Genomic DNA, 24,379 nt, shown 5'->3' with positions numbered 1-24,379 from the left:
TCGCTTTCCTGTTGTCGCGGTGGAGGGAGCGGCGGTCCGGAGGGGTCTCCGGACCGCCGTCGCGCTCAGAGCTTGTTGAGCGGGACCTTGAGGGTGGGGTTGCCGTCCTGGTCGCACGGCACCTCGCCGGCGCGCATGTTCACCTGAAGCGAGGGGATGATCAGCTTGGGCATGTCGAGCGTCGCATCGCGCTCGGTGCGCATCTTGACGAACTCGTCCTTGCCCTTGCCGCCGCCCACATGGATGTTGTGGGTCTTCTCGTCGCCGACCGTGGTCTCCCATTTGATGTCGCGTCCGTTCGGGCCGTAGTCGTGGCACATGAACAGGCGCGTCTCGTCGGGCAGCGACAGCACGCGCTGGATCGAATCGTACAGCGTGCCGGCATCGCCGCCGGGGAAGTCGGCCCGGGCCGAGCCGCCGTCGGGCATGAACAGCGTGTCGCCGACGAAGGCGGCATCGCCGATCACATGGGTCTGGCAGGCCGGGGTGTGGCCGGGCGTGGCGATCACATGGGCGGTCATCGCGCCGACCGTGTAGCTGTCGCCGTCCTTGAACAGACGGTCGAACTGGCTGCCGTCGCGCTGGAACTCGGTGCCCTCGTTGAACACCTTGCCGAACGTGTCCTGCACGATGGTGATCTTCTCGCCGATGCCGGTCTTTCCGCCGAGCTTTTCCTGAAGATAGGGGGCGGCGGACAGATGGTCGGCGTGGACGTGGGTCTCGATGATCCATTCGACGACAAGTTCGTTGCGCTTGACGTAATCGATGATCGCGTCGGCGCTCTCGTAGGACAGCCGGCCGGCGGCGTAGTCGATGTCGAGCACCGAATCGACGATGGCGCAGGCGTTGGAGCCGGGATCCTTGACGACATAGGAGATCGTGTTGGTCTGCGGATCGAAGAAGGCTTCGATCTCGGGCTTGACGTCGGTCTGGGGTGTGAAGGGAAGGGTCATTTCTTTCTCCTTTTCGGCCGCCTCAGGCGGAGGCCGTCCTGGTGAGGGTTCTGGTCAGCACGGTGCGGGCCAGCACGATGCCGGTCGCCATGGACACAATGAAGATCGGCACGGCCGGTTCGCCGAGGCCGAGCGCGGGAATGGCGCCGCCCGGGCAGAAGCCCGAGATGCCCCAGCCGACGCCGAACAGGGCCGAGCCTCCGATCAGGCGTGCGTCAAGATCGGTGCGGGTGGGGAGCGAATAGCTCGCCGCAAAAAGCGGCTGCGCGCGCGTGCCGAACACCACCCGGTAGCCGATGGCGGTGGTCACGAGGGCGCCGCCCATCACGAAGATCAGGCTCGGGTCCCAGGTGCCGGCGACGTCGAAGAAGTTGATCACCTTGGCCGGGTTGGCCATGCCGGAGATGGCGATGCCCAAGCCGAAGATGGCGCCGATGATGAGGGCTGAAACGATGCGCATGTCAGGCAACTCCGATCGAAAGCAGGTGGCGGGCGACATAGACGGTGATGCCCGTCGTGATCATGAAGGTGATCGTGGCGACGATCGAGCGCGGCGACAGGCGGGCCATGCCGCACACGCCGTGGCCGGAGGTGCAGCCCGCACCGAAATGAACGCCGATGCCGACGATCAGGCCGCCGACGACCATAGCCCAGACGGGCACCGGCACGGCGAACGGAATGGTGCCGCCTGCGACCAGAAAGGCCGCAGGGGCGGCGATCGCGCCGGCAAGGAAGGCCGCGCGCCACTGCCAGTCATCGGCAAAGGGCGGCAGCACGCCGCCGAGAATGCCCGTCATGCCGGCGATGCGGCCATGCAGGGCCATCAGCAAGGTGGCAGCAAGGCCGATCAGGATGCCGCCCGCGAGCGACAGGAAAGGCGTGAATTCGGTCGCCATCGTGTCTCGTACTCCCAACGTGTTCTGCGGGCGTCGTGCCCGATTGTAGAGCGCCGGCTTGCGCCGGTGCGATCCCCTAGCTATATTCCATGCATCGAATATTCAAGAGGCCTTATATAATGAATATCGACGAACTCGAACCGCACATCGCCGAGGCGGCGAGGCTGATGGAGATGCTGTCGCAGCCGGTGCGGTTGCGCATCCTGTGCGCACTGTCCGAGAAGCAATGGAGCGTGGTCAAGCTGGCCGAGGCGGTGAACCTGTCGCAGCCGGCCATGTCGCACCATCTGCGCAAGCTGCGCGAGGCGGGCCTCGTGAAGACCGAGCGCGACGCGCAGACCATCTACTATTCGCTGAACGGCCGGGAAGTGACCGAGGTGCTCGCGGTGCTGCACGATCTATACTGCCCGCACGGCATCGAGGCGGCGGCTGACGATCAGGCCGCGTCCACGGCAACCGAGACGGCGGGCTGAGGCACGCCGCCCGGTGGCGACGCCGTCGGGCCGCATGTCGCCGCGACGGGTTCCGCGCTCAGCGCGCCGGGTTGGTTTCGGCCAGTTTCGCCCAGTAGCTGATGCCGGCCGAGATGATCTGGTCGTTGAAGTCATAGGCCGGATGGTGCAGGCCGGCGCTGTCGCCATTGCCGATCAGGATCATCGCGCCCGGCCGCGCGTTGAGCATGTAGGAAAAGTCCTCCCCGCCCATCATCGCCTTGATGTCTGTCGGAACCGTGCCCGCGCCGGTGATCGCCTCGGCCGCGGCCGTCGCGACCGCGGTTTCCGCCTCGTGGTTGACGGTGACCGGATAGCCGCGCTTCCAGACCAGATGCGCTTCGGCGCCGTGCGCCTCGCAGGTGGCGTGGGCGATGGCGTGCATGCGTTCTTCGGCGAGCTTGCGGATGTCCTCGTCCAGCGTGCGCACCGTACCGGCGATCAGCGCCTTTTCGGGGATGACGTTGTAGGCGGTGCCGGACTGGAACTTGGTCACCGACACGACGATCGAGCCGAGCGGATCGGCGTTGCGCGAGGCGATCGACTGCAGCGCGGTGACGAGGTGCGCGCCGGTGACGATCGGATCGATCGACCGGTGCGGCATCGCCGCGTGGCCGCCCTTGCCGGTGATGGTGATGGTGAATTCGTCGGTCGCCGCGCACAGCGGACCGGGCTTGATGGCGAACGCGCCGGCCTCGACGCCGGGCATGTTGTGCATGCCGTAGACCCGGTCGATGCCGAACCGCTCCATCAGGCCGTCCTTGACCATCTCGTCGCCGCCGCCGCCGCCCTCTTCGGCGGGCTGGAAGATGACGATCACGGTGCCGGCGAAATTGCGCGTCTCGGCGAGATATTTGGCCGCGCCCAGCAGCATGGCGGTGTGGCCGTCATGGCCGCAGGCATGCATCTTGCCGGCGACGGAGGATTTGTAAGGCACGTCGGTCGCCTCGGTGATGGGCAGCGCGTCCATGTCGGCGCGCATGCCGATCGTCTCGCCTTCGCCGCGATTGCCCCTGATGACGCCGACCACGCCCGTGCGGCCAAGGCCCGTGACCACCTCGTCGCAGCCGAAAGAACGCAGCTTGTCGGCGACGAAGGCGGCGGTCTCGTGCACGTCGAACAACAGTTCGGGGTGGGCGTGCAGATGGCGACGCCACTCGCTGGCTTCGCCCTGCAGTTCGGCGGCTCGGTTCAATAGGGCCATGGGTCGCTGCGCCTCGCTCGATCGGGGTCGGGTTTCATCCCTCTATAGCCTGCCCGTCACGGCCATGTCATCAATGGACGGTTGTCAGGGCCGACCCATTCTGTTTGATGACAGGGGTCGTCCTTTGCGGGAGATGGGGCTTGTCCGAAACCGTCATGAAGATTGCCGGCCATGCACTGGCCCGCTGCGCAGCAGGCCTTGCGATCGCGCTGGTGATGGCCGGCATGGCGCGGCCCGCGCTGGCCGGCCCCGAGCTGGTCTTCGAGATCGAAACCGGCCGGGTCCTGCATGCCGAACAGGCGCACGAACTTTGGAGCCCGGCCTCGCTGACCAAGATGATGACCGCGCTCGTCACCTTCCGGGCGATCGAGGCGGGCGAGCTGACATTGAAGTCGCCGGTGCGCGTGACCGGCAACGCGGTTTCCACGCCGCCCTCGAAGATGGGCTATCCGGCCGGCTCGGTGATGACCGTCGACAATGCGCTGAAGATGGTCGTGGTGCGCTCGGCCAACGACATCGCGGTGGCGCTCGGCGAGGCGGTCGCCGGCAGCGAGACCGCGTTCGTCGACCGGATGAACCAGGAGGCGGCCCGGCTCGGCATGACGAACACCAATTTCGTCAATCCGCACGGGCTGCACGACGAAGCGCAATATACGACCGCGCGCGACATGGCGGTGCTGGTGCGGGCGCTGCGCCGCGACTTCGGCCAGTATGCCGGCTATTTCAGCACCGAGGCGATCGCGTTCGGCGAGGACCAGCTCATCCCCTCCTACAATCTGCTGCTCGGCCGGTTCGCCGGCGCCGACGGCATGAAGACCGGCTTCGTGTGCGCGTCGGGCTTCAACCTCGCCGCGACGGCGACGCGCGAGGGGCGAACGCTCGCGTCCATCGTCATGGGAACGGCCAGCCAGAAGGCGCGGGCCGAGGAGAGCGCGGTGCTGCTCGAGGATGGCTTCACCAAGGGGCCGGCGACCGACACGGCGCCGACGCTCGATGCCGTCCCGGGTCCGGCCGATGCCGATGGCGTGCCGGCCGACCTGCGGCCGGTCGTGTGCACCGAGGAGGCGCGCGCGGCGCGCTGGGACGGGCGCGACGTCGACGGGAACATCGTTTTCGACAGCGGCCTGATCGGCACGATGGAGCGGGAGCCGCGCGCCGTGCGCGTCGGTCTTGGCGGCGCCGAGGGGGAAAGCCGCACGGCGATCGTCGTCGGCGACGAGGTGTTCGAGCCCTTCCCCGTGCCGCTGCCGCGCCCCGAGCGTCCCTCGCTGGCGAGCGACGCCGAGATGGACGAGTACCGACTGCGGCCGGGCTTCGAAGCGCCGGTCCCCGAACCGCGCCCGGAAAGCGGCTGACAGGAACGCCGCCGCCGCACGGCTGGCGGTCAGCCGCGCTCGATCAGGAAGCGATGACCGTCCTCGACCGTCTCGGTCTCGACCAGGCCATGGCCCTTCTCCCGGCAGAAATTGGGAATGTCGATGACCGCCAGCGGGTCGGACGTGCGGACCCAGAGCCGGTCGCCGGTGGCCAGGTCGCGCAGGCGCTTCTGCGTCTTGAGGACGGGAAGCGGGCAGTTCAGCCCGCGCAGATCATATTCGCCGGCGGAACCGGAGCCGGTGGCCATGACGGCTATTGGACCGGGCGCTGGTCGGGCAGCGGCGTGCCGGCCCCGGTCGTCGTCACGGGCCTTGCGGTCAGGCCGGACGCGCTCGAGGTGGCGACGATCGCTCCGCCCGTGCCGGGCACGATCGCGGTGAGCGGTGTCGATCCCGCGGGGGCCGGCGACGCGGGCGCTGCGGCAGGTGCCGCTGCCGGCGCGGCTGCAACGGCGGTCTCGGGCGCCGTGGCGATCGGCGCGGGTACCGTTGTCGCGGGCGCCGAAGCCCGGTAGGCGGCGCGCGCCCGGCGCATGATCTCCTCATGCGTCAGCGGTTCGACCGATCCGCGCGGCGTCAGCATGTCGATCATGCCTTCCTGCAGATTGATCGACCGGCCCTCGAGATCTGCGACGGCGCGTTCGAACTGAAGCGCATGCTGCTGCTTGAGCGTGGTGTAGGCGAGCGCGAGCGGCTCGGGCATCGACATATCCGGACATTGCGCCTGCGGGTTGAAATCGCCGTCCTCGGGGATCTGGTTGAAGACGTAGCGCCGGTCGCAGACGTCGACCTTGGGCGGGGTCCGGGTCAGCTCGAAATGGTCGTATCCCGACTTGAGCATCTGCCAGTATTCGAAGTGGGGGCTGTCGCGGTGCTTGGCCATGTTCTCCGGCGTCATGCGGAACGGGAAGGCCTGCACCTGGAACTCGTTCTGCTGACCGCCACGCAGCGCGTCGCGCGCGAAAGCATAGATCTCGGTGACGCCCTGGTCGGTCATCGCGTAACAGCCGCGCGACGAGCAGTCGCCATGAACCATCAGGAACGAGCCGGTGCGCCCATGGGCGCGGTCGAACGCGTTGGGAAAGCCGAGATTGAAGGCCAGATGGTAGCTCGAGTTGGGATTGAGCAGCCGCCGGTTGACGAAATAGAATCCCTCGGGCGATTGCCGGTCGCCTTCGGCGAACTTCGGCCCCTTGTCGCCGGAGAAGGCGCAGATCTCGTAGGTCTTGACGAGGTCGTAGACGCCGGTGTCGGTCTGCTTCCAGACCTCCAGCATTTCCTCTTCCTTGAAGATGCGCATCATGATGGGCGATGACTTCGTCATGCCCTTGGCCTGCATGATGTTGACGACATCGCGCGGCAGGGGTGCTTCCGCCGCCATGTTGAGCACGTCGCTGCCCTGACAGGCGCTCAGAACCACGGCCGCCGACAGCGCAAGAGCGGTGAGAGCCGTACGCAATCGCATCTATGGGTGTCCCCGAACTTCGGTTTCCGTCAATCCATTATCGTTGACAAATGGTTACCGCAAGGTTGCGCGGCGACCATCACATTGTTGTCAGCGGCGTTCGCCGACAGCGTGCCGGATCATAGGCGCGAATGCGGCAAAGCGATGGCGAAACCGTGTCCCGGCACGCGTGATCCGGGTCTGTACCGCGCCTCAATGGCGAAAATGGCGGACGCCGGTGAAGACCATGGCGACGCCGGCCGCGTCGGCGGCCGCGATCACCTCCTCGTCCCGGATCGAGCCGCCGGGCTGGATGACGGCGCGGGCGCCCGCCTCGATCGCCGAAACGAGCCCGTCTGCAAACGGGAAGAAGGCGTCGGAAGCGACCACCGAGCCCTTGGTGCGCGGCTCGGCGAGGCCGAGCGCCTCGGCGGCGTCGAGCGCCTTGCGCGCGGCGATCCGGCTTGAATCGACCCGACTCATCTGGCCCGCCCCGATGCCCACGGTCGCGCCCTCGCGGGCGTAGACGATCGCGTTTGACTTGACGTGCTTGGCGACCCGGAAGGCGAAGTGCAGGTCGGCCATCTCGTCGGGCCCGGGCGCGCGCGCCGTGACGACGCGCAGGTCCATCGCCTCCACCGTCGCCGCGTCGCGATCCTGCTTGAGATAGCCGCCGGCGACGGGCCGGATCATGTGGCCCCCCGCGCGCGGGTCGGCGAGGCCGCCGGTCTCCAGAAGGCGCAGGTTCGGCTTTGCGGCGAACACCGCGCGGGCGCCCTCGCTGACTTCGGGCGCGATGACCACTTCGGTGAAGATGTCGACCATCGCCCGGGCGGTTTCCTCGTCGAGCGTTTGGTTGACGGCGACGATCCCGCCGAAGGCCGAGGTCCTGTCGCAGTCGAACGCGGCGCGATAGGCGTCGAGCAGCGTCTCGCCGAGCGCCACGCCGCACGGGTTGGCATGCTTGATGATCGCCACCGCCGGCCGTTCGGTGCCGAACTCGCTGACCAGCTCGAAGGCCGCGTCGGTGTCGTTGATGTTGTTGTAGGACAGCGCCTTGCCCTGCAGGATCGTGGCGGTCGCGGCGCCCGGCCGCGCCGCGCCGGTCAGGTAGAGGGCGGCGGCCTGGTGCGGGTTCTCGCCGTAGCGCAACGTCGCCGCAAGGGTCCCGCCGAGCGCGTCGTGCACCTCGAACGGTTCGGCCTCAAGCGCGCCCTCCATCCAGCGGGCGATCGCCGCGTCGTAGCTCGCGGTGCGCTTGAAGGCCTTGGCGGCGAGCCGGCGCCGCAGGTCGAGACCGGTGGCGCCGTCATTGGCGTCAAGTTGCCCCAGAACCGCCTCGTATTCGGCCGGATCGGTGACGATCGCCACATGGCCGTGGTTCTTGGCCGCCGCGCGCACCATGGCGGGCCCGCCAATGTCGATGTTCTCGATGACGGTCAGCGGATCGGCGTCGCCGGCAGCGACCTCCTCGAACGGGTAGAGATTGACGACGACGAGGTCGAACCCCTCGATCGCGTGCTCTTCCATCGCCGCCCTGTGGTCGGGATCGTTGCGCACGGCGAGCAGCCCGCCATGAACCTTCGGGTGCAGCGTCTTCACCCGTCCGTCCATGATCTCGGGAAAGCCGGTCACCTCGGAGATGTCGGTGACGGCCAGACCGGCCTCGGCGAGCGCCCGGCGCGTGCCGCCGGTCGAGACCAGCGCGATGTTCCGCTCGGCGAGCGCGGCTGCGAACGGCACGAGGCCGCTCTTGTCGGAGACCGACAGAAGCGCCCGACGCACCGGGACGGCGTCGGGCGGGGCGATGGATTTCGATGCGATGGCCATGGCGGGTTTCCGGCGGGTCTGATCGTTTCGGCCTTAATGGGTTTCGGCCGCCACTCCCACCGGCTAGGCGCGGCCGGACGCGTCAAACCACAGCAAAAAACCGGCGCGTCAGTCGCCGAGCCGTTCGAAACGCCAGCTCACCCGTTCGACATCGGGCCAGGCCATGGTCACGACGATCTGGGCGGTGGGGGCCGGGCCCGCGACGGCGGCGAGATAAAGGCTCTGCTCGACCGATGCGGGCGCGCCGACGGCGCGGAACGCCCAGCGGTCGCCGTCGACATGCAGAACGAAGGTGTTCTCGACCCGCGTCGGCTCGACGCGCACGGCCGGATGCAGGTGAAACCGCAGCAGCGCCTCGACCGGCGCCCGGCGCCGGCGGCTCGGCGGGCGCAACTGGTCGAAGCCGTCGACGCGGCGACCGTCGGGAGCGACGGCGATGCCGCGCTCGTGGATCAGGCCGAAGGGCCGCAGATAGCCGTCATGGCTGGCCGTGAAGCCGGTCATCTCGCCGTTGCGCCAGTCATCGACCCCGATCGGACCGGGTCGCGCGGTCGGCCGCCAGCGCGAGCGGCGCGGGGCGCCCGAAAAGCGCCGGAACCGGGCCGAGGAGGCATCGCCGATCGACAGCGTCGAATGGGCGGCGGTGGCGCGCGCGATCGGCCCGTATTCGCTGCGCTGCAACCGGTCGGTGCCCAGATTGACGACGATCCGGCTGCGGCGCGACGACATCTCGAAGGCGAGCGCGCTGGCGTGGCAGTCGGTGCCGTCGATGCCGGTCGGGATCGTGCCGGTGTCGGCGATCACCACGGTCTCGCCCGCCTCAAGGCGGTAGTAGCCGCTCTGGACGGCCCGCGCGCCGCTGCCGCCCTCGGTCTGGTCGAGGCGCAGCACGGCCGCGATCAGGTCGGTCTTGGAGAAGCCGGCGCCGTGGAACAGGGCGAGATGGCCGTCGACATGCCGCATCGCCCTGAGGCGGGGAAACATGCGGTCGATCGCACGCACCAGTTCGGGCGGCACCGCGCGCGAGGCCGCCAGGTAGCACTGGGCCAGCGGCAGCAGGTCTGCGAGCAGTTCGGGAAGATGGGCCGGGTTGCGGGTGACGTGTCCGCCATCGGGCAGGATCTGCCGCTTGAGCATCGTCTCGAGCAGCCGGGCGGTGCGCTGCCGGCGCCGTTCGCGAGTCGGCAGGGCCAGAGAGGCGATCGCCAGTGCGATCACGGCGTGAAGCGTGTCGATGCTCTCGGGCTGGGCACGCACCGCCTTGCGCAGATAGCGCACCTGTCGGGCCAGCGACATCATGAACCGGCGGTAGAAGGCGTGGTCGGAGTTGCGCAGAACGAAGCGGGCGTGCTGCAGCCAGGAGACGATGCGGCTGGCCGTGATCGGCAGATCGTAGGCCGGATCGCGCAGCCGCTTGCCATGCTCTAAGATCCAGTCGTCGATCAGCGCGCGCGCCTGGCTGGCCGAAAGGTCGGTGCCGGCGTGGGCGAGATGACGTATCCAGCGAAAGCCGTGCAGTTCGCCGTGCCAGGCGGCCGAGGGCGGCTCGGCGAGGAACGGCGACCGGCTGCCCGCCTCGACGGTCCGGCCGGCGAAAGTGAAGCGGCCCTGGTAGAAGTCGCGGGCAAGCAGGGGGTCGGACGGTCTCAGGCAGGAGGGTGAAAGCAGCAGGCGCGCCGGAACGGGACCGACAAGGCGCCAGTTGCTGACCGAGCCCGCCTGCAACCAGTATCGAAAACGCTGCCAGTACAGCCCCAGGCTGACGCCCAAATATCCCGGCTGCGCGCTCCAGCGAGACCCTGCCACGGCACCTGCCCTGTTTCCCCGTCGAAGCGAAACAATAGCTTCAATGTCAAGTAAAGCCAAACGGGTGCTTTTCGTTGCAAATCAGACAGTTCTTCTGAACCGCGCGGCAAAGAAGCCGTCCACGCCGCCGGCCGCGATCTCGCCGGCGGGCGCCGGCAGGTCGGCGGGCGTGGTGCGCACGAAGCCCTCGGCCGTCAGGCAGTCTTCAAGGCCCGGCAATTCGGCCGCGGACACCGCATCGATGGTGAAGCTGTCCTGGTCGGCGGCAAAGGCGCGGGCGACGTCCTCGCCCTCGCGCGGATCGAGCGAGCAATTGGCGAAGACGAGCAGGCCGCCGGGCGCGACGAGGGTGGCGGCCCTCGCGAGCATGCGCGCCTGCAGGTCCGCCAGCTTGACGATATCGGCGTCCGACTTGGTCCAGGGCACGTCGGGATGGCGGCGCACGGTGCCCGTCGACGAGCAGGGCGCGTCGAGCAGCACGGCATCGAACGGTCTGTCGGGTGTGAAGTCGAACAGGGAGGCGGCAACGGTTTCGCACGCCTGGGAAAGGTCCAGCCGGTCGAGGTTCGCGCGCAGGCGCTTGAGGCGGTTGGCGGACTGGTCGACGGCCGTCACCTTCGCTCCGAGGGCGGCGAGCTGCGCGGTCTTGCCACCGGGCGCCGCGCACAGATCGGCGACGTGGCGGCCGGACACTTCGCCGAACAGGCGCGCGGGGATCGCCGCGGCGGCGTCCTGCACCCAGAACGCGCCCTCGTCGAAGCCGGGCAGGGCGGCGATCTCGGTGCCGTGCCGAAGCCGCAGCGAGCCGGTCGGCAGCGCCCAGGCATCGAGTGTCTGTGCCCGGGCGGCGATGTTGGCCGGCGATCGGTCCTTCAGCGTCAGGTCGATCGGCGCCTCGCGCCGGTGGACCGCCTCGATCGCGCGCGCCCGGTCGGCGCCGTAGACCGCCTCGAGGCGATCGGCGAACCATTGCGGCGCGCGCACCGGCTGCGTCTCGATTTCCGCGCGGATCGCCTCGCATTCGCGGATCGCGCGGCGGCACAGGGCGTTGACCAGCCCGGCGAACCGGCGGTTGCGCGGATCGGCCTGCGCGGCGGCGACGGCGAGATCGGTCGCCGAATGGTTCGGCACGTCGAGGAAGAGGATCTGCGCGAGCGCCACGTGAATGATGGCGCGCAGGGAGGCGGCGCCGTCGGGCAGCGGACGCTCGGTGAAGCGCGTCACCAGCGCTTCCAGATCGCCCCGGTGGCGCAGCGCCGCCATCAGGATCGCGCGGACCAGCGACCGGTCGCGCGCATCGAGCGCCAGATAGTGCGGATGGCCGTGGGTGTCGTCGGTGAGCGCGTCCATCGGCGTGCGGGCGTCGACGATGGCGCTCAGAAGGCGCTGGGCGGCCTGGCGCGCGGCAAGGCCGGGCTTGCCGGCGGGCGAGTGCGAGGGTCCTTCGCGGCGCGGTCGCCGGCGGGCCGAACTCAACCCCAGGGCCCGCTGCCGCCACCGTCGGAACGGCCCCAGCGCCGTCCGGTGCCGGGCACGCCGGAGGTGCGGCGCGGTTCGGGCGCCGGCGAGGGACGGGCTTCGCGCGCCGGCGGCTGGCCGCCGATGTCGGTCATCGCCATCAGCGCATCGATGCGGTTCTGCGTATCGGGATGGGTGGAGAACAGACCGTCGGCGCGCTGGCCGTTGAGCGGATTGATGATGAACATGTGGGCCGTCGCCGGATTGCGCTCGGCCGGCTCGTTGACGTGCCGGCCGGCGGCCCGGGCGATCTTGGCGAGCGCGCTCGCCAACAAGTCGGGCCGGCCGCAGATTTCAGCGCCGCGCCGGTCGGCCGAGTATTCGCGCGTGCGGCTGATCGCCATCTGCACGATCATCGCGGCGAACGGCGCGACGATCATGGCGATAAGGACGCCGATCAGGCCGAGCGGGTGGTTGTTGCGTCCGGAGCCGAAGAACAGGGCGAAGTTGCCCAGAATGGAGATCGCGCCCGCCAGCGTCGCGGTGATCGTCATGATCAGCGTGTCGCGGTTCTGCACGTGGGCCAGTTCGTGGGCCATCACGCCGGCCACCTCTTCGGGGGTCAGCGTCTCGAGCAGGCCCGTCGTCGCGGCGACGGCGGCGTTGTCGGGATTGCGCCCGGTGGCGAACGCATTGGGCTGGTCCTGCTTGATGATGTAGACCTTCGGCATCGGCAGGCCGGCATTGGCGGCCAGATCGCGGACCATCCGGTAATATTCGGGGGCGCTGTTCTCGTCGACCTCGACCGCGCCGTTCATGCGCAGCACCATCTTGTCGGCGTTCCAGTAGGAAAAGGCATTCATCGCAAGCGCGATGACGAAGGCGATCATCATGCCGCCCGTGCCGCCGATCAGATAGCCGACGCCCATGAACAGGGCCGTCATGAAGGCGATCAGCATGGCGGTCTTGACCATGTTCATCGTGTCAGCTCCGCATGTCGAAAATGGACCAGAGGGCCGCTGGACGCAGGTCCGGCGACCGCCATATAGATGGACGAGGCAGCCCCCGTTTTCAATGAGGACAGGCCGGAGAAGCGACGATGACACAGACCGACAGGCAGGCAGGAGAACCCGGCGCGGCGGAACCGGCCGAGGCGCCCGAGCCGCCCGCGCGCCGTTTCGAGGACCTGCCGCCCGCCGCGCAGCGTGCGCTCAGGGAAGCCGAAGCCCGTCGGACCGAATTCGACCGGCAGCAGGCCGAGGCGCAGAAGGAATATGGCGGGCGCGGCGGCAAGGATCCCGCCCGGTTCGGCGACTGGGAGATCAAGGGCATCGCCATCGATTTCTGATCCCGGCGCGCCGCTGCAGATCCTGACGATCGGTTAACGGGCGGACGCAAATTGCCGGCGCGCCGGCAGTGCCGCCGCAACCATTGCGACACATAAGTGCCCGAAACGCCCCGATTTGCCCGATCGCGGGCGGATGCGCCGCCTTCAGGCAGCAAATTGGTAATCGCCCGCCTCCATCGTGCGCAGCCAAACGGAGGCTATCCATGCGCACGATCGTTGCACGCCGTCTCTCGCCGCTCGTCGCCGCCGGCCGCGCCTTCGCGGCGGACCGTGGCGGCAATTTCGCGGCCCTGTTCGGATTGAGCAGCCTGGTGCTGATCTCGGCGGCGGGCATGGCGCTCGACTATTCGCGTCTTTCGTCCGCCAAGGTCCGGCTGAACCAGGCCGTCGATGCGGCGGTTCTGTCGACCACGCGCAACATCACACTCGGCACGATCACCGAGGACGAGGCCGAAGAGGTCGTCACCGCGTACGTACTGGCCAATATCGACGAGGGCGAACTGGCCGGCGAGCCCGTCCAAATCGACAAGGTGGTCGTCGACCCGGCGGCCAAGACGCTTCTGGTCGAGGCCTCGATCCGCGTTCCGATGACGCTGACCAAGCTGATCTCGGCCAGCGAGCGAGTCGTCTCCACCGATGCCAAGGCGCAGTTCTCGAACACGCAGATCGAAGTGGCGATGGCGCTCGACATCACCGGGTCGATGGCGACATGGATACCCGCCTCCGGCGAGACGCGCATGCAGGGGCTAAAGAAGGCGGCGACCAAGGCCATCGACATGATGTTCGCGGCGCCGGGCGCCGATGAGCGCGTGCGTATCGGGCTCGTGCCCTATGCCGCGACCGTCGACGCAAGCCCGGTCATCGACGAGATCAACTATACCGGTTCTTCGAACGGCTGCGTCTACGAACGCACCGGACCGAAGCGCTACGAGCGTGACTTCGCGAGCCCGCTGCATCCGGTCGGCGGCACCAAGGATTGTCCCGGCGCCGAGATCCTGCCGATGACCGACAACGCCGCGCTGCTCAAGAGCCGCATCAACGCGTTCGGCACCGGTGGCTGCACGGCCGGCCATATCGCAATCGCCTGGTCCTACTACATGCTGGCGCCGGAATGGAATTCGGCTTGGCCGGCAGGCTCGGACGCGGGCCCGTTCGCGCCCGGCACGCGCAAGTACGCCATCATCATGACCGACGGCATCTTCAACACGCATCCGTCGAGCGGAAAGTGGTGCAACACGCCGGGACAGGCGCAGTCGAACCTTTATGCGCGCAAGCTGTGCGATTCGATGAAGGATGACGGCATAAAGGTCTACACGATCGCGTTCGCCGCGCCGGCGAAGGCGGCGGCCCTCATGAAGGACTGCGCCAATCCGGACACCGCCGAATCGACCTTCTTCTTCAATGCCACCGACAGTGACCAGCTGGAGGACGCGTTCGCGGCGATCGCCGAGGACATCACCGGCCTGACGCTGATCAACTGAGCGATCGGTCCGCACGAAAAAGGGCCATCCGGCAACCGGACGGCCCTTTCCGCAATTCATGTCTCCGGCCGGCCGTCAGGCCGAGGGCGCATCGGGCGCCCGCACCGGCTGCACGGGACTGTCACGCCGTCAGAGGCTGCTCCAACGGATGATGACCCGCAAAGACCGAACCGGACCCATGGAACCACTCGACATCGGATCACCTCCTTTCATAGCGTTGAACACGCGCCCACGGTGACTGGTTCGCGGCTGTTGGGCAAGCGAAAACTGGCGGCGGTGCGCCGGCGCGTCTTGCGCGGGGCCGGGGCCGGTGCTTTTGTGCCTTGTGTGTCCGGGAGGGTGCGATGGATTTTGGCGGAATCAACCTCTGGGCCGTGCTGGCGGCGACCGTGGCGGCATTCATCGTCGGCGCGGTCTATTACGGTACGCTTTCCAAGCCCTGGATGCGCGCGGCGGGCATCGCCGTGGAGGACGCCGCGTTCGGTCCCGCCCTTTTCGCGATGACGTTCGTCTGCCTGCTGGTGATGGCGTTCGTGCTGGCCGGGCTGATCGGACATCTCGGCGACGGGCAGGTAACGCTGCGCAACGGCGTCATTTCGGGCCTCTTCGTCTGGGCCGGCTTCATGGCGACGACGATGACGATCAATCACCGCTACCAGAACGATGGTTGGGACCTGACGCTGATCGACGGGCTGCACTGGCTGCTCGTCGCGGTGGTGATGGGCGCGGTGATCGGGCTGATCGGCGTGTGATCACGCGCTGACGCTCACCTGCGTGCGCCGGTCGATGCGGGCGAGCAACCAGACCATGTCCCGCCGCGCGAGCGCGATGCAGCCCTCGGTCGGCGGATAGCCGTCCTTCGCAAGATGGGCGAAGATGGCCGAGCCGCGATCGCGCGCTCTTCCCGGCTCCATGTTCCAGTCGAGCACGATGCAGATGTCGTAGAGGGCATCGGTCCGCCACATGGTCTCGTGCGAGGCGGCGAACGGCAGCCGGACGGGGCGGTTGTAGGCCGGGTGGGCCGGCGCATCGCACCAGCCGTCGTCGGCGCGGGTCGGGATCATCCGAAGCGCGGTGGTCGGACGGGGTCCACGGTCGGCGCGCCAGTAGCCCCAGAGCGGACGCAATGGACCGCCGGCCGGAGTGACGCCGTCGCCCTCGCGCTTGAGCACGCCCGGGCCGCCACGCCCCAGGGCACAGGGCAGCACGCGCGGGCCCGCCTTGAGCACCCCACGCTGGCGATGGCCGGGCGCACGATGGAGGGTGACGGTGGCGATCATGGACCCGGCTGCCTCGAAAACGGCGGCGCGCTGACGCGCCGGACACGCAAAGTTGAGCATTTGTTGAGATCACGAATGCCATTAAGATGTCAAAAGACACGCGCAGAGCCGCGGCCGTGCCGGGGCGTAGCCAGAGGTGATTCATGACGAAGCGAACGCTGCTGCTGGTCGACGACGATGACGATCTGCGCGAAGTGCTGGTCGAGCAATTGTCGCTCTACGAGGAGTTCGAGGTCCTGCAGGCGGCGGCCGCGGCCAAGGGGATCGAGGCGGCGCGCGGCGCGATGATCGATCTGGTCGTCATGGATGTCGGCCTGCCCGACATGGACGGGCGCGAGGCGGTCAAGATCCTGCGCAAGGGCGGCTTCAAGGCGCCGATCATCATGCTGACCGGCCATGACACCGATTCGGACACGATCCTGGGTCTGGAGGCCGGCGCCAACGACTATGTCACCAAGCCGTTCAAGTTCGCCGTCCTGCTGGCCCGCATCCGCGCGCAGCTTCGCCAGCACGAGCAGAGCGAGGACGCGACCTTCGCGGTCGGCCCCTACACCTTCACGCCGAGCCAGAAAATGCTGGTCGACGGCAACGGCCGCAAGATCCGGCTGACCGAGAAGGAAGCCTCGATCATCAAGTACCTCTATCGCAGCGGTGCGCAGGTGGTCACCCGCGACACGCTGCTCGAGGAGGTCTGGGGCTACAATTCCGGGGTGACCACGCACACGCTGGAGACCCATGTCTACCGGTTGCGCCAGAAGATCGAGGCCGATCCGTCCAACGCGGCGATCCTGGTCACCGAGAGCGGCGGCTACAAGCTGGTCCCCTGACGCGCTGTTCGGAAACGGACGCACGCCGTCGGGGGTCCGGCGGCTGTCCACACGCGAATTGGCGTGGCGGAACCGGCAAGCTTTCCAATCGATTACCCGTCATGTAACAGCAACGCGACCACGCATGGCGAGGCGCAGGCGGATCGGTGACGCTCAACGACGATATTGCCGCCCTGTCGGCGGCGCGGCTCTTCGAGGATCTCAGCACCGAGCAGCTGCGCCTTCTGGCCTTTGGCGCCGAGCGGCTGCGCTTTGCGGCGGGCCGCACGCTGTTCCGGCAGGACGAACGCGCCGACTGCGGTTTCATCGTCGATGTGGGCGCGATCGCCCTGATCCGTCACACCGATCGCGGCGAGCAGCGCGTGATGACGGCGGGGCCGGGCATGGTTCTCGGCCAGCTGGCGCTGATCACCGAAACGAACTGGATGACCTCGGCACGCACCGAGACGGACAGCGAGGTGTTGCGGATCAGCCGCTCGCTGTTCCGGCGGATGTTGGCCGAGTATCCGCAGACGGCGATGGCGATCCACGCCCAGCTTGCCGGTGATCTCAAGCGGCTCTTGAAGGACATCGAGCGGGTCGAGCGCGGCTTCCGGGATGCGCCCGGCCTGTGAGCGTCCGGTCGCAGGCACTCAAAGGGCGAAGCGCGCCACGACCGGCACGTGATCGGACGGCTTCTCCCAGCCGCGCGCCTCGGTGAGCACGCTCATGTCGGCCAATGCGCCCTCGAGCGCGTGCGAGCCCCAGATGTGATCGAGGCGGCGGCCGCGGTTCGATGCGGCCCAGTCGCGCGCGCGGTAGCTCCACCAGGTGAACAGCTTCTCGCTGGGCGGCACGCGCAGGCGCATCAGGTCTGACCAACCCGCTCCGGTTCGCATGTCCTCGAGCGTCCCGGTCTCGACCGGCGTATGGCTGACCACCCGGAGCAGTTGCCGGTGCGACCAGACATCGTTCTCGAGCGGGGCGACGTTGAGGTCGCCGACGAGCAGCGCCGCATCGTGCTCGCCGGTGCCGGTGGTGATCTGGCGCATTTCGTCGAGGAACTGCAGCTTGTGGGCGAATTTGGGATTGATCGCGGGGTCGGGCTCGTCGCCGCCGGCCGGGACGTAGAAATTGTGAATGCGCAGCCGCGTCCCGGCGACGTCGACCGTGGTCTCCACATGGCGCGAATCACCCATCTGGCAGAAATCGCGCCGATCGACCGTGGCAAAGGGGATGCGTGAGAGCGTCGCGACGCCGTGATAGGCCTTCTGGCCGTTCAGCGCGACATGCTCGTAGCCGAGCCTGGCGAACGCCTTGGCCGGGAACTGGTCGTTCAGGCACTTGGTCTCCTGAAGGCACAGAACGTCCGGCGCGTGCGTGGTCAGGAAGGATTCGACAAGGCCCCGGCGCAGCCGGACCGAGTTGATGTTCCAGGTGGCGATGGTGAAGCTGTCGGAGCGGGACATGGCCTGGCCGGATGATCGGAGCGTCTGGCCGCCTTGTCGCCGTCATGGCCGCAGATGACAAGCGGCGGACCGGCCCGGCCCGCCGCTACGCACAGATTGATGGCGCCGCCGGCGCCAATTCAGTTGTTGTTGTTATTGTTCCGGCTTCTGCGGATCCGGCCATAGTCGATGTCGAACGTGCCGTCGCCGAAGGTCACGCCCTCGCGCACATTGTAGATCATCACCGTGGTGTCCTTCCCCTGCGCGTCACGGATGGTCCACTGGCGCAGATCGTAGCTCTGCGGGTCGAACATCATGGTGATCGTCGAATCGCCGAAGACCTGCCGGTCCTGCAGGACGATCGTGGTCAGATCGTCGTCCTCGATGACCTGCTTGACCTTGCCGTCGCTCAGGTCGATCCGGTCGGCGAGCACGAGCTTGAGCGGGGTCTGGCCGAGCGAATAGGCGTCCCAGGTGTCGAGCTTCTTGTTGTTGACGACGACCGACCGGCCGTCTGCGACGACGCGGATGTTGGACGGCTCCTCATAGAGGAACAGGACCCGCCCCGGTCGCTCGATGAAGAACTTGCCGCCCGTCTGCTCGCCGTTCGGGCCGAACTGGACGAACTCGCCCATCATGGTGCGGACACGGGTGAAATGGTCGGCGATCTGCTGGGCGGCGCCCGAGGCCTGGGCGATGCCGGTGCCGGGCAGGGCCATGGCGAAGAGGCTGCCGGCGGACAGGGCCAGCGCGGTGCGGCGGGTCGGCAGGAGCCTTGCGGTGCGATTGGTCTGGGTCATGGTCGGTTCACGGTCTGCTCGATGCGTTCGATTGCGGTGCTGCTAGATGCACAGTTTGGCTTGACTATGGCGCGCGGGCACGCCGGACTGTGTACGCAAACACGAAGTGCTGCCCGGCAAACGCTACGCGCCGGCCAGCCGTTCCTCTTCCGAGGGCACGAGAATCTCGCGCTTGCCGGCATGGTTGGCCGGCCCGATGACGCCCTCGTCCTCCATCCGCTCGATCAGCGTGGCGGCGCGGTTGTAGCCGATGCCGAGCCGGCGCTGGATGTAGCTTGTCGAGGCCTTGCGGTCGCGGATGACGATCGCCACGGCCTGATCGTAGGGATCGGCGCCGTCATCGTCTGCGCCCGAACCGGATCCGCCGCCGCCGTCCGCGCCCATGTCGGCCTCGTCCTCGTCCTCGGTGACCGCGTCGAGATATTCGGGCACGCCCTGCGCCTTGAGGTGGTTGACGATCGTCTCGACCTCCTCGTCGGAGACGAACGGCCCGTGCACGCGCTGGATGCGGCCGCCGCCGGCCATGTAGAGCATGTCGCCCATGCCCAGAAGCTGCTCGGCGCCCTGCTCGCCCAGGATCGTGCGGCTGTCGATCTTCGAGGTGACCTGGAAGGAGATGCGCGTGGGGAAGTTCGCCTTGATCGTGCCGGTGATGACGTCGACCGAGGGGCGCTGTGTTGCCATGATGACGTGGATGCCGGCGGCGCGGGCCATCTGCGCCAGGCGCTGCACGGCGCCCTCGATGTCCTTGCCGGCGACCATCATCAGGTCGGCCATCTCGTCGATGATGACGACGATGTAGGGCATCGGGTGTAGGTCGAGCGCCTCGGTCTCGTAGATCGCCTCGCCGGTCTCCCGGTCGAAGCCGGTCTGCACGGTGCGGCTGAGTTCCTCGCCCTTTCGTTGCGCCTCGCGGATGCGCGTGTTGAAGCCGTCGATGTTGCGCACGCCCAGCTTGGACATGTTCTTGTAGCGCTGCTCCATCTCGCGCACCGTCCATTTGAGCGCGACGACCGCCTTCTTGGGATCGGTGACCACCGGCGTGAGCAGGTGCGGAATGCCGTCATAGACCGACAGTTCGAGCATCTTGGGATCGATCATGATCAGCCGGCACTGGTCGGGCGTCATCTTGTAGAGCAGCGACAGGATCATCGTGTTGATGGCCACCGACTTGCCCGAGCCGGTCGTGCCGGCGACCAGAAGGTGCGGCATCTTGGCAAGATCGGCGATCACCGCCTCGCCATTGATCGTCTTGCCCAGCGTCAGGGCGAGCTTGGCCTTGGACTTGTCGTAGCTTTGCGAGGAGATCAGCTCGCGCAGATAGACCGTCTCGCGCCGGGCGTTGGGCAGTTCGATGCCGATCGCGTTGCGGCCCGGCACGACGGCGACGCGCGCGGCGATGGCGCTCATCGAGCGGGCGATGTCCTCGGCAAGGCCGATCACGCGCGAGGACTTGATGCCGGGCGCCGGCTCGAGCTCATAGAGGGTGACGACCGGGCCGGGCCGGACCTGGATGATCTCGCCGCGCACGCCGAAATCCTCGAGCACGCCTTCGAGCAGGCGCGCGTTCTGTTCGAGCGCCTCGTCGGACAGGGTCTCGTCCCGGACGACGTTCCGGGGTTCGTCCAGATAGTGGATCTGCGGCAGTTCGAACGCGCCGTCCTTGATCAGCGAGGGCTGCGCCTCGCGCTGGACGCGCACGCTCGGCTTCGGCGGCGGGGCGGGCTGGGCGACGCGGCCGGCCGCGTCCGTCTCGACGGGCATTGCCGTTGCGGCGTCCGGCTGTTCGGGCGCGGGACGGGGCGCCCAGTCCTCGGCGCCCTGCCAGGTGTCAGGCGCCACATCGTCCAGCGCACCATCGTCGTTCGATGCGTCAAGGGCTGGCTCCAGCCTCGGTTCGCCGAACGGATCGGCGGGCTCGCGGCGTGGGGCGCGCCGCCGCTGCAGGCCCGCAGGCAGCCAGCGGCGCATCGAGGCCCGCAGTGCGTAGAGGCCGTGCAGGACCGCGCCGATGGTGACGTAGGATTCGTGTCCGTCCTCGTCGGCCTCGCCGTCGAAGCCGACTGCCTCGTCCTCGATTTCGCCGGGCTGGCGCAGGCCACTCGCAAGCGCCAGCAGCCAGACCGCGGCGGCGGCGAAAAGCACTCCCAGCAGCAGCGCGAACCAGCCGGTCGGATAGCCGCCGGTGAACGTGCCCGGTATGCGCAGCACCATGTCGCCGAGCGCTCCGCCGAGCCCGGAGGGCAATGGCCAGCCGGCCGTGGGTTGCAGGCATCCGATCGCGGCGGCGGCGGCAAGCGCTCCGGCGAACCACTGGCCCGCGCGCCGGGCCGGCCGGGAGGGCAGTTCCCCGCCGACGAGCGCGAGCGCCCAGAAGCCGAGCGGGACGAGCGCGGCGAGCGTGGCAAGGCCGAAGAACTGCATGGCGAGGTCGGCGGCGGCGGCGCCCGGCGCGCCCATCCAGTTGGTCACCGGGGCGTCCGTTGCGTGGCTGAAGCTCGGATCGTTGGCGTCCCAGCTCAGAAGCGACAGCACCAGGAACGCGCCGAAGGCGAACAGCGCGCAGCCGACGGCGAACCGGGTCTTCCGGGCGAGCCATTCGGCGATCGTGCCCGGTGCGGGCGCGCCGGTCATGGCGAGCGTTCCGTCGTGGCCGTGGTCGCGGCCCGGTTCCCGGTCGTGGCGCTGTGCCGGCATGGTCGGTCCCGTTATCGTGCTGGCGGTCGTTCTTCGCGCGCAAGCCTAGGCGGGACTGGTTAAGCGCACATTAACCATCCCCGCCCGACCGGCTCGGCGCCTGCGCGAAAAAAGGCCCGGTCGCAGGGACCGGGCCAGTTGGTGTGATGGAAGCCATCACGACGGGATCGTTGTCGCTCCCTTCGGAGCGTGAAACGGTGGCGGCGGGGCCGGGAGGAGGTCGGCCCCGCCAGCCGGGCCGTCAGGCCCGGGTGAACTCGGGATAGCCCTCCACGCCCGTCTCGGACATGTCGAGGCCCCGCATTTCCTCTTCCTCGCTGGCGCGGATGCCCATCGCGGCCTTCAAGATGAACCACACCACGAAGGAGGCGACCAGCGTGAACACGCCGTAGGCGAGGATGCCGACGAGCTGCACGCCGTAGCTGGCGTCACCGTTGGAGAACGGAACGATCAGCGTGCCCCAGATGCCGGCGAACAGGTGCACCGGAATGGCGCCGACGACGTCGTCGATCTTCAGCTTGTCGAGCAGCGGCACGGTGAAGACGACGATCGCGCCACCGACACCGCCGATGATGATCGTCTGCCACACGGCCGGAGCGAGCGGCTCGGCGGTGATCGAGACAAGGCCGGCCAGCGCGCCGTTCAGCACCATGGTGGTGTCGATCTTCTTGTAGAGGATCTGCAGCAGCACGATGGTGGTCACGACGCCCGATGCGGCGGCGAGGTTGGTGTTGGCGAAGATGCGGCTGACGTCGGTCACATCGCCGATCGTGCCCATCGCAAGCTGCGAGGCGCCGTTGAAGCCGAACCAGCCCAGCCACAGGATGAACATGCCGAGCGTCGCCAGCGGGATCGACGAGCCGGGCAGCGGATGGACCGAGCCGTCCGCGCCGTACTTTCCGGTCCGGGCGCCCAGCACGATCGCGCCGGCGAGCGCCGCCCAGCCACCGACCGAGTGGACCACGGTCGATCCGGCGAAGTCCGAAAAGCCCATCTCGCTGAGCCAGCCGCCGCCCCACTGCCAGGCACCGGTGATCGGGTACATGAAGCCGGTCAGCACGGCGACGAAGATCAGGAACGGCCACAGCTTGATGCGCTCGGCGACCGTGCCCGAAACGATCGAGGCGGTGGCGGCCACGAATGCCATCTGGAAGAACCAGTCCGAAGCGGTCGAATAGCCCGTGTCGAGCGCGTCACCGCCGACCGGATCGAAGGCGTAGGGGCCGAACGAGCCGATGTAGCCGCCGTCGACGCCGGTGTACATCAGGTTGTAGCCCACGATCCAGTACATCAGGCCGGCGATCGAGTAGAGCGCGACGTTCTTGAGCGACTGCATGGAGACGTTCTTGGAGCGCACGAGCCCGGCCTCGAGCATGCAGAAGCCCGCGGCCATGAACATCACCAGGAAACCGCCGATCAGGAACAGCAGCGTGTTGAAGATGTACTGGACGTCGGGCGAGGGCGCGGCGCCGGCTGCCGCTTCGGCCGTCTCTGCGGCTTCGGCTGCCTCCTGCGCCAGGCCCGGCTCGGCGAACAGCGCCGCCGCCGCAAGGCCGCTGACGGCCAGTGTTGCAAGTTTGGTCTTGGTCATGGGTTGAAGACTCCCTGGATGGCGAAGCGGCTCACAGCGCTTCGGAATCGGTTTCGCCGGTGCGGATGCGCACCGCCTGATCGATGGAAAAGACGAAGATCTTGCCGTCGCCGATCTGGCCGGTCTTGGCGGCGCCGGAGATGGCTTCGACGACCTTGTCGACCATGTCGGTCTCGACGGCCAATTCGATCTTCAGCTTGGGCAGAAAGCTGATCGCGTATTCGGCGCCGCGATAGATTTCCGTGTGACCCTTCTGGCGTCCGTAACCCTTGACCTCAGTCACGGTCAGGCCCTGGACCCCCAGCCCGGTGAGGGCTTCACGCACCTCGTCGAGTTTGAAGGGCTTGATGATAGCCATGACTATTTTCATGCGCTTTTCTTCCCCGTTTGCTTGCCGCAGCGGCACCATGCCGCCGGCGGTTTCGCACAGCGCACCGGCCCCAATGGGCGCGCTGCATCGCACAAACGAGATTCACGCTGCGTGCCAAACTCGCAAGTTATTGAATATGAGAGCTATTTTTCGAGGGTGCCCGGAAAGAGGGCATCGGAGCGCAGCGGGTGTGCCCAAAAATTAGGCGAAAATCGCGATCTGCACAGGAAATCAGCGCTTGCGCAGGCGGATCAGGCCTTCCTGGGCGACCGAGGCGACCAGCACGCCATCGCGCGTATAGAGGCCGCCGCGCGTGAAGCCGCGCGCGCCCGACGCGTTCGGGCTGTCCTGGGCATAGAGCAGCCAGTCATCGAGCCGGTCGGGACGGTGGAACCACATGGCGTGATCGAGGCTGGCGACCTGAAGATCGGCGTCGAAGATCGCCCTTCCGTGGGCGAACAGCGACGTGTCGAGGAGGGTCATGTCGGACAGATAGGCGAGCACGGCGGCCTGCACGGCGCGGTCGTCTGGCACCGGGCCGTTGGCGCGGACCCAGACATGCTGGACGGGCGGCAGCTTCTCGCGGCTGATATAGTGGGTGAGCGAGACCGGCCTGAGTTCGATCGGCCGCTCCCGCATCCAGTAGCGGCGGATGTTCTCCGGCACCTGGTCGATGAACGTGTCGATCAACTGCTTCTCGCCCATCAGCGCCTCGGGCTGCGGCACTTCGGGCGGCATCGGCATGTGGTGGTCGAGCCCGGGCTCGTCGACCTGGAAGGAGGCGGACATGGCGAAGATCGCCTTGCCGTCCTGTTCGGCCAGCACGCGGCGCGTGGCGAAGCTGCCGCCGTCGCGGATCCGGTCGACCGTGTAGTCGATCGGCACCGCCGGGTCGCCGGGGCGCACGAAATAGCAGTGCAGCGAATGGACATGCCGATCGGACGGCACGGTCCGCTGGGCGGCGACCAGCGCCTGGCCGATCACCTGGCCGCCGAACACGCGCTGCCAGCCCGATTGCGGGCTGCGGCCCTGGAAATGATTGTCGCCGACGGCCTCCAGATCGAGGATCGACAGCACCTTCTGCATCGCTTCGGACATGG

24 protein-coding genes are annotated in these 24,379 nt (G+C 67.9%); 7 read left to right on the top strand and 17 right to left on the bottom strand.

Annotation, left to right across the window (positions count from 1 at the left end; translation table 11 throughout):
- Window positions 1-65 precede the first annotated feature (65 nt).
- From E0E05_RS17175 to E0E05_RS17165, 3 genes are read right to left on the bottom strand one after another with little or no spacing between them, the layout of a single operon-like run.
- A complete protein-coding gene (locus E0E05_RS17175; RefSeq protein WP_131617805.1) occupies window positions 66-953 on the bottom strand; it encodes an MBL fold metallo-hydrolase in 888 nt (295 codons plus the stop codon).
- Between the two features lie 22 nt (window positions 954-975).
- Window positions 976-1,413, bottom strand: a complete 438-nt coding sequence (locus E0E05_RS17170) for a DUF6691 family protein (RefSeq protein WP_131617804.1) — start codon at window positions 1,411-1,413, stop codon at window positions 976-978.
- Window position 1,414: 1 nt separating this feature from the next.
- The gene (locus tag E0E05_RS17165) at window positions 1,415-1,849 is read right to left on the bottom strand and encodes a YeeE/YedE family protein (RefSeq protein ID WP_131617803.1); all 435 of its coding nucleotides are present in this window, start codon (window positions 1,847-1,849) and stop codon (window positions 1,415-1,417) included.
- 119 nt (window positions 1,850-1,968) lie between these two features.
- Between E0E05_RS17165 and E0E05_RS17160 the strand changes: the two genes are divergently transcribed.
- On the top strand, window positions 1,969-2,322 hold the full coding sequence (locus tag E0E05_RS17160) for an ArsR/SmtB family transcription factor (RefSeq protein WP_131617802.1): 354 nt from the start codon (window positions 1,969-1,971) through the stop codon (window positions 2,320-2,322).
- A gap of 58 nt (window positions 2,323-2,380) precedes the next feature.
- Here E0E05_RS17160 and E0E05_RS17155 read toward each other — a convergent pair whose 3' ends face one another.
- Entirely contained in the window at window positions 2,381-3,544 is a 1,164-nt protein-coding gene (locus E0E05_RS17155) for a M20 aminoacylase family protein (RefSeq protein WP_131617801.1), read from the bottom strand.
- Window positions 3,545-3,699: 155 nt separating this feature from the next.
- Between E0E05_RS17155 and E0E05_RS17150 the strand changes: the two genes are divergently transcribed.
- Window positions 3,700-4,899: a D-alanyl-D-alanine carboxypeptidase family protein gene (locus E0E05_RS17150; RefSeq protein ID WP_131618116.1), complete on the top strand. Its 1,200-nt coding sequence runs from the start codon at window positions 3,700-3,702 to the stop codon at window positions 4,897-4,899.
- 29 nt (window positions 4,900-4,928) lie between these two features.
- Here the strand turns inward: E0E05_RS17150 and E0E05_RS17145 are convergent, their stop codons facing one another.
- The 6 genes from E0E05_RS17145 to htpX all read right to left on the bottom strand — a co-directional run bounded on the left by E0E05_RS17145 (window position 4,929) and on the right by htpX (window position 12,438).
- Entirely contained in the window at window positions 4,929-5,168 is a 240-nt protein-coding gene (locus tag E0E05_RS17145) for a sulfurtransferase TusA family protein (RefSeq protein ID WP_131617800.1), read from the bottom strand.
- A gap of 5 nt (window positions 5,169-5,173) precedes the next feature.
- Complete coding sequence (locus E0E05_RS17140; protein ID WP_192900424.1) at window positions 5,174-6,385, bottom strand: L,D-transpeptidase family protein; 1,212 nt, start codon at window positions 6,383-6,385, stop codon at window positions 5,174-5,176.
- Window positions 6,386-6,577: 192 nt separating this feature from the next.
- Window positions 6,578-8,194, bottom strand: coding sequence for a bifunctional phosphoribosylaminoimidazolecarboxamide formyltransferase/IMP cyclohydrolase (gene purH, locus E0E05_RS17135; protein ID WP_131617799.1), 1,617 nt, complete (start codon window positions 8,192-8,194; stop codon window positions 6,578-6,580).
- A 108-nt stretch (window positions 8,195-8,302) separates the two neighbouring features.
- On the bottom strand, window positions 8,303-9,964 hold the full coding sequence (locus E0E05_RS17130) for a heparinase II/III family protein (RefSeq protein WP_131617798.1): 1,662 nt from the start codon (window positions 9,962-9,964) through the stop codon (window positions 8,303-8,305).
- A 117-nt stretch (window positions 9,965-10,081) separates the two neighbouring features.
- A complete protein-coding gene (locus tag E0E05_RS17125) occupies window positions 10,082-11,476 on the bottom strand; it encodes an RsmB/NOP family class I SAM-dependent RNA methyltransferase (RefSeq protein ID WP_244597839.1) in 1,395 nt (464 codons plus the stop codon).
- Window positions 11,473-12,438, bottom strand: coding sequence for a zinc metalloprotease HtpX (gene htpX / locus E0E05_RS17120; RefSeq protein ID WP_131617796.1), 966 nt, complete (start codon window positions 12,436-12,438; stop codon window positions 11,473-11,475). The genes E0E05_RS17125 and htpX overlap by 4 nt, the downstream gene beginning before the upstream one ends.
- A 119-nt stretch (window positions 12,439-12,557) precedes the next feature.
- On the opposite strand from htpX, the gene E0E05_RS17115 reads away from it, so the two are divergent.
- The 3 genes from E0E05_RS17115 to E0E05_RS17105 all read left to right on the top strand — a co-directional run bounded on the left by E0E05_RS17115 (window position 12,558) and on the right by E0E05_RS17105 (window position 15,039).
- Window positions 12,558-12,806 carry a DUF1674 domain-containing protein gene (locus E0E05_RS17115; protein ID WP_131617795.1) on the top strand — a complete coding sequence of 83 codons (249 nt, stop codon included), beginning with the start codon at window positions 12,558-12,560 and terminating at the stop codon, window positions 12,804-12,806.
- 203 nt (window positions 12,807-13,009) lie between these two features.
- On the top strand, window positions 13,010-14,287 hold the full coding sequence (locus tag E0E05_RS17110; RefSeq protein ID WP_131617794.1) for a TadE/TadG family type IV pilus assembly protein: 1,278 nt from the start codon (window positions 13,010-13,012) through the stop codon (window positions 14,285-14,287).
- Between the two features lie 344 nt (window positions 14,288-14,631).
- Window positions 14,632-15,039, top strand: a complete 408-nt coding sequence (locus E0E05_RS17105; protein ID WP_131617793.1) for a DUF1761 domain-containing protein — start codon at window positions 14,632-14,634, stop codon at window positions 15,037-15,039.
- Here the strand turns inward: E0E05_RS17105 and E0E05_RS17100 are convergent, their stop codons facing one another.
- Window positions 15,040-15,567 (bottom strand): L,D-transpeptidase family protein, encoded by a 528-nt coding sequence (locus E0E05_RS17100; RefSeq protein ID WP_131617792.1) that lies wholly within the window; start codon window positions 15,565-15,567, stop codon window positions 15,040-15,042. It abuts the gene before it with no gap.
- Window positions 15,568-15,710: 143 nt separating this feature from the next.
- Here E0E05_RS17100 and E0E05_RS17095 point away from each other — a divergent pair, with 143 nt between their 5' ends.
- Together E0E05_RS17095 and E0E05_RS17090 are read left to right on the top strand one after the other, a co-directional pair.
- Window positions 15,711-16,394, top strand: a complete 684-nt coding sequence (locus E0E05_RS17095; protein ID WP_039722481.1) for a response regulator transcription factor — start codon at window positions 15,711-15,713, stop codon at window positions 16,392-16,394.
- Between the two features lie 146 nt (window positions 16,395-16,540).
- On the top strand, window positions 16,541-17,008 hold the full coding sequence (locus tag E0E05_RS17090; RefSeq protein WP_131617791.1) for a cyclic nucleotide-binding domain-containing protein: 468 nt from the start codon (window positions 16,541-16,543) through the stop codon (window positions 17,006-17,008).
- 18 nt (window positions 17,009-17,026) lie between these two features.
- Here the strand turns inward: E0E05_RS17090 and E0E05_RS17085 are convergent, their stop codons facing one another.
- From E0E05_RS17085 to tesB, 6 genes are all read right to left on the bottom strand, one after another.
- Complete coding sequence (locus E0E05_RS17085) at window positions 17,027-17,842, bottom strand: exodeoxyribonuclease III (RefSeq protein ID WP_131617790.1); 816 nt, start codon at window positions 17,840-17,842, stop codon at window positions 17,027-17,029.
- A 119-nt stretch (window positions 17,843-17,961) separates the two neighbouring features.
- Window positions 17,962-18,621, bottom strand: a complete 660-nt coding sequence (locus tag E0E05_RS17080) for an outer-membrane lipoprotein carrier protein LolA (protein WP_131617789.1) — start codon at window positions 18,619-18,621, stop codon at window positions 17,962-17,964.
- Window positions 18,622-18,744: 123 nt separating this feature from the next.
- Window positions 18,745-21,318, bottom strand: coding sequence for an FtsK/SpoIIIE family DNA translocase (locus tag E0E05_RS17075; protein WP_244597837.1), 2,574 nt, complete (start codon window positions 21,316-21,318; stop codon window positions 18,745-18,747).
- Between the two features lie 241 nt (window positions 21,319-21,559).
- Window positions 21,560-22,909 carry an ammonium transporter gene (locus tag E0E05_RS17070; protein WP_131617788.1) on the bottom strand — a complete coding sequence of 450 codons (1,350 nt, stop codon included), beginning with the start codon at window positions 22,907-22,909 and terminating at the stop codon, window positions 21,560-21,562.
- 31 nt (window positions 22,910-22,940) lie between these two features.
- Window positions 22,941-23,279: a P-II family nitrogen regulator gene (locus E0E05_RS17065; RefSeq protein WP_131618114.1), complete on the bottom strand. Its 339-nt coding sequence runs from the start codon at window positions 23,277-23,279 to the stop codon at window positions 22,941-22,943.
- A 231-nt stretch (window positions 23,280-23,510) separates the two neighbouring features.
- On the bottom strand, window positions 23,511-24,377 hold the full coding sequence (gene tesB / locus E0E05_RS17060; RefSeq protein WP_131617787.1) for an acyl-CoA thioesterase II: 867 nt from the start codon (window positions 24,375-24,377) through the stop codon (window positions 23,511-23,513).
- Window positions 24,378-24,379 lie beyond the last annotated feature (2 nt).

The sequence above is a fragment of the Roseitalea porphyridii genome, assembly GCF_004331955.1.
GTDB classification, from domain to species: domain Bacteria; phylum Pseudomonadota; class Alphaproteobacteria; order Rhizobiales; family Rhizobiaceae; genus Roseitalea; species Roseitalea porphyridii.
The sequence above is the reverse complement of the archived record's forward strand: the minus strand, read 5'-3'. Positions and strand labels throughout refer to the sequence as shown.

Coding starts and splice junctions, on each gene's coding strand:
- E0E05_RS17175 (WP_131617805.1), bottom strand. CDS start 953: ATGACCCTTCCCTTCACACCCCAGACCGACGTCAAGCCCGAGATCGAA.
- E0E05_RS17170 (WP_131617804.1), bottom strand. CDS start 1,413: ATGCGCATCGTTTCAGCCCTCATCATCGGCGCCATCTTCGGCTTGGGC.
- E0E05_RS17165 (WP_131617803.1), bottom strand. CDS start 1,849: ATGGCGACCGAATTCACGCCTTTCCTGTCGCTCGCGGGCGGCATCCTG.
- E0E05_RS17160 (WP_131617802.1), top strand. CDS start 1,969: ATGAATATCGACGAACTCGAACCGCACATCGCCGAGGCGGCGAGGCTG.
- E0E05_RS17155 (WP_131617801.1), bottom strand. CDS start 3,544: ATGGCCCTATTGAACCGAGCCGCCGAACTGCAGGGCGAAGCCAGCGAG.
- E0E05_RS17150 (WP_131618116.1), top strand. CDS start 3,700: ATGAAGATTGCCGGCCATGCACTGGCCCGCTGCGCAGCAGGCCTTGCG.
- E0E05_RS17145 (WP_131617800.1), bottom strand. CDS start 5,168: ATGGCCACCGGCTCCGGTTCCGCCGGCGAATATGATCTGCGCGGGCTG.
- E0E05_RS17140 (WP_192900424.1), bottom strand. CDS start 6,385: ATGCGATTGCGTACGGCTCTCACCGCTCTTGCGCTGTCGGCGGCCGTG.
- purH (WP_131617799.1), bottom strand. CDS start 8,194: ATGGCCATCGCATCGAAATCCATCGCCCCGCCCGACGCCGTCCCGGTG.
- htpX (WP_131617796.1), bottom strand. CDS start 12,438: ATGAACATGGTCAAGACCGCCATGCTGATCGCCTTCATGACGGCCCTG.
- E0E05_RS17115 (WP_131617795.1), top strand. CDS start 12,558: ATGACACAGACCGACAGGCAGGCAGGAGAACCCGGCGCGGCGGAACCG.
- E0E05_RS17110 (WP_131617794.1), top strand. CDS start 13,010: ATGCGCACGATCGTTGCACGCCGTCTCTCGCCGCTCGTCGCCGCCGGC.
- E0E05_RS17105 (WP_131617793.1), top strand. CDS start 14,632: ATGGATTTTGGCGGAATCAACCTCTGGGCCGTGCTGGCGGCGACCGTG.
- E0E05_RS17100 (WP_131617792.1), bottom strand. CDS start 15,567: ATGATCGCCACCGTCACCCTCCATCGTGCGCCCGGCCATCGCCAGCGT.
- E0E05_RS17095 (WP_039722481.1), top strand. CDS start 15,711: ATGACGAAGCGAACGCTGCTGCTGGTCGACGACGATGACGATCTGCGC.
- E0E05_RS17085 (WP_131617790.1), bottom strand. CDS start 17,842: ATGTCCCGCTCCGACAGCTTCACCATCGCCACCTGGAACATCAACTCG.
- E0E05_RS17080 (WP_131617789.1), bottom strand. CDS start 18,621: ATGACCCAGACCAATCGCACCGCAAGGCTCCTGCCGACCCGCCGCACC.
- E0E05_RS17075 (WP_244597837.1), bottom strand. CDS start 21,318: ATGCCGGCACAGCGCCACGACCGGGAACCGGGCCGCGACCACGGCCAC.
- E0E05_RS17070 (WP_131617788.1), bottom strand. CDS start 22,909: ATGACCAAGACCAAACTTGCAACACTGGCCGTCAGCGGCCTTGCGGCG.
- E0E05_RS17065 (WP_131618114.1), bottom strand. CDS start 23,279: ATGAAAATAGTCATGGCTATCATCAAGCCCTTCAAACTCGACGAGGTG.
- tesB (WP_131617787.1), bottom strand. CDS start 24,377: ATGTCCGAAGCGATGCAGAAGGTGCTGTCGATCCTCGATCTGGAGGCC.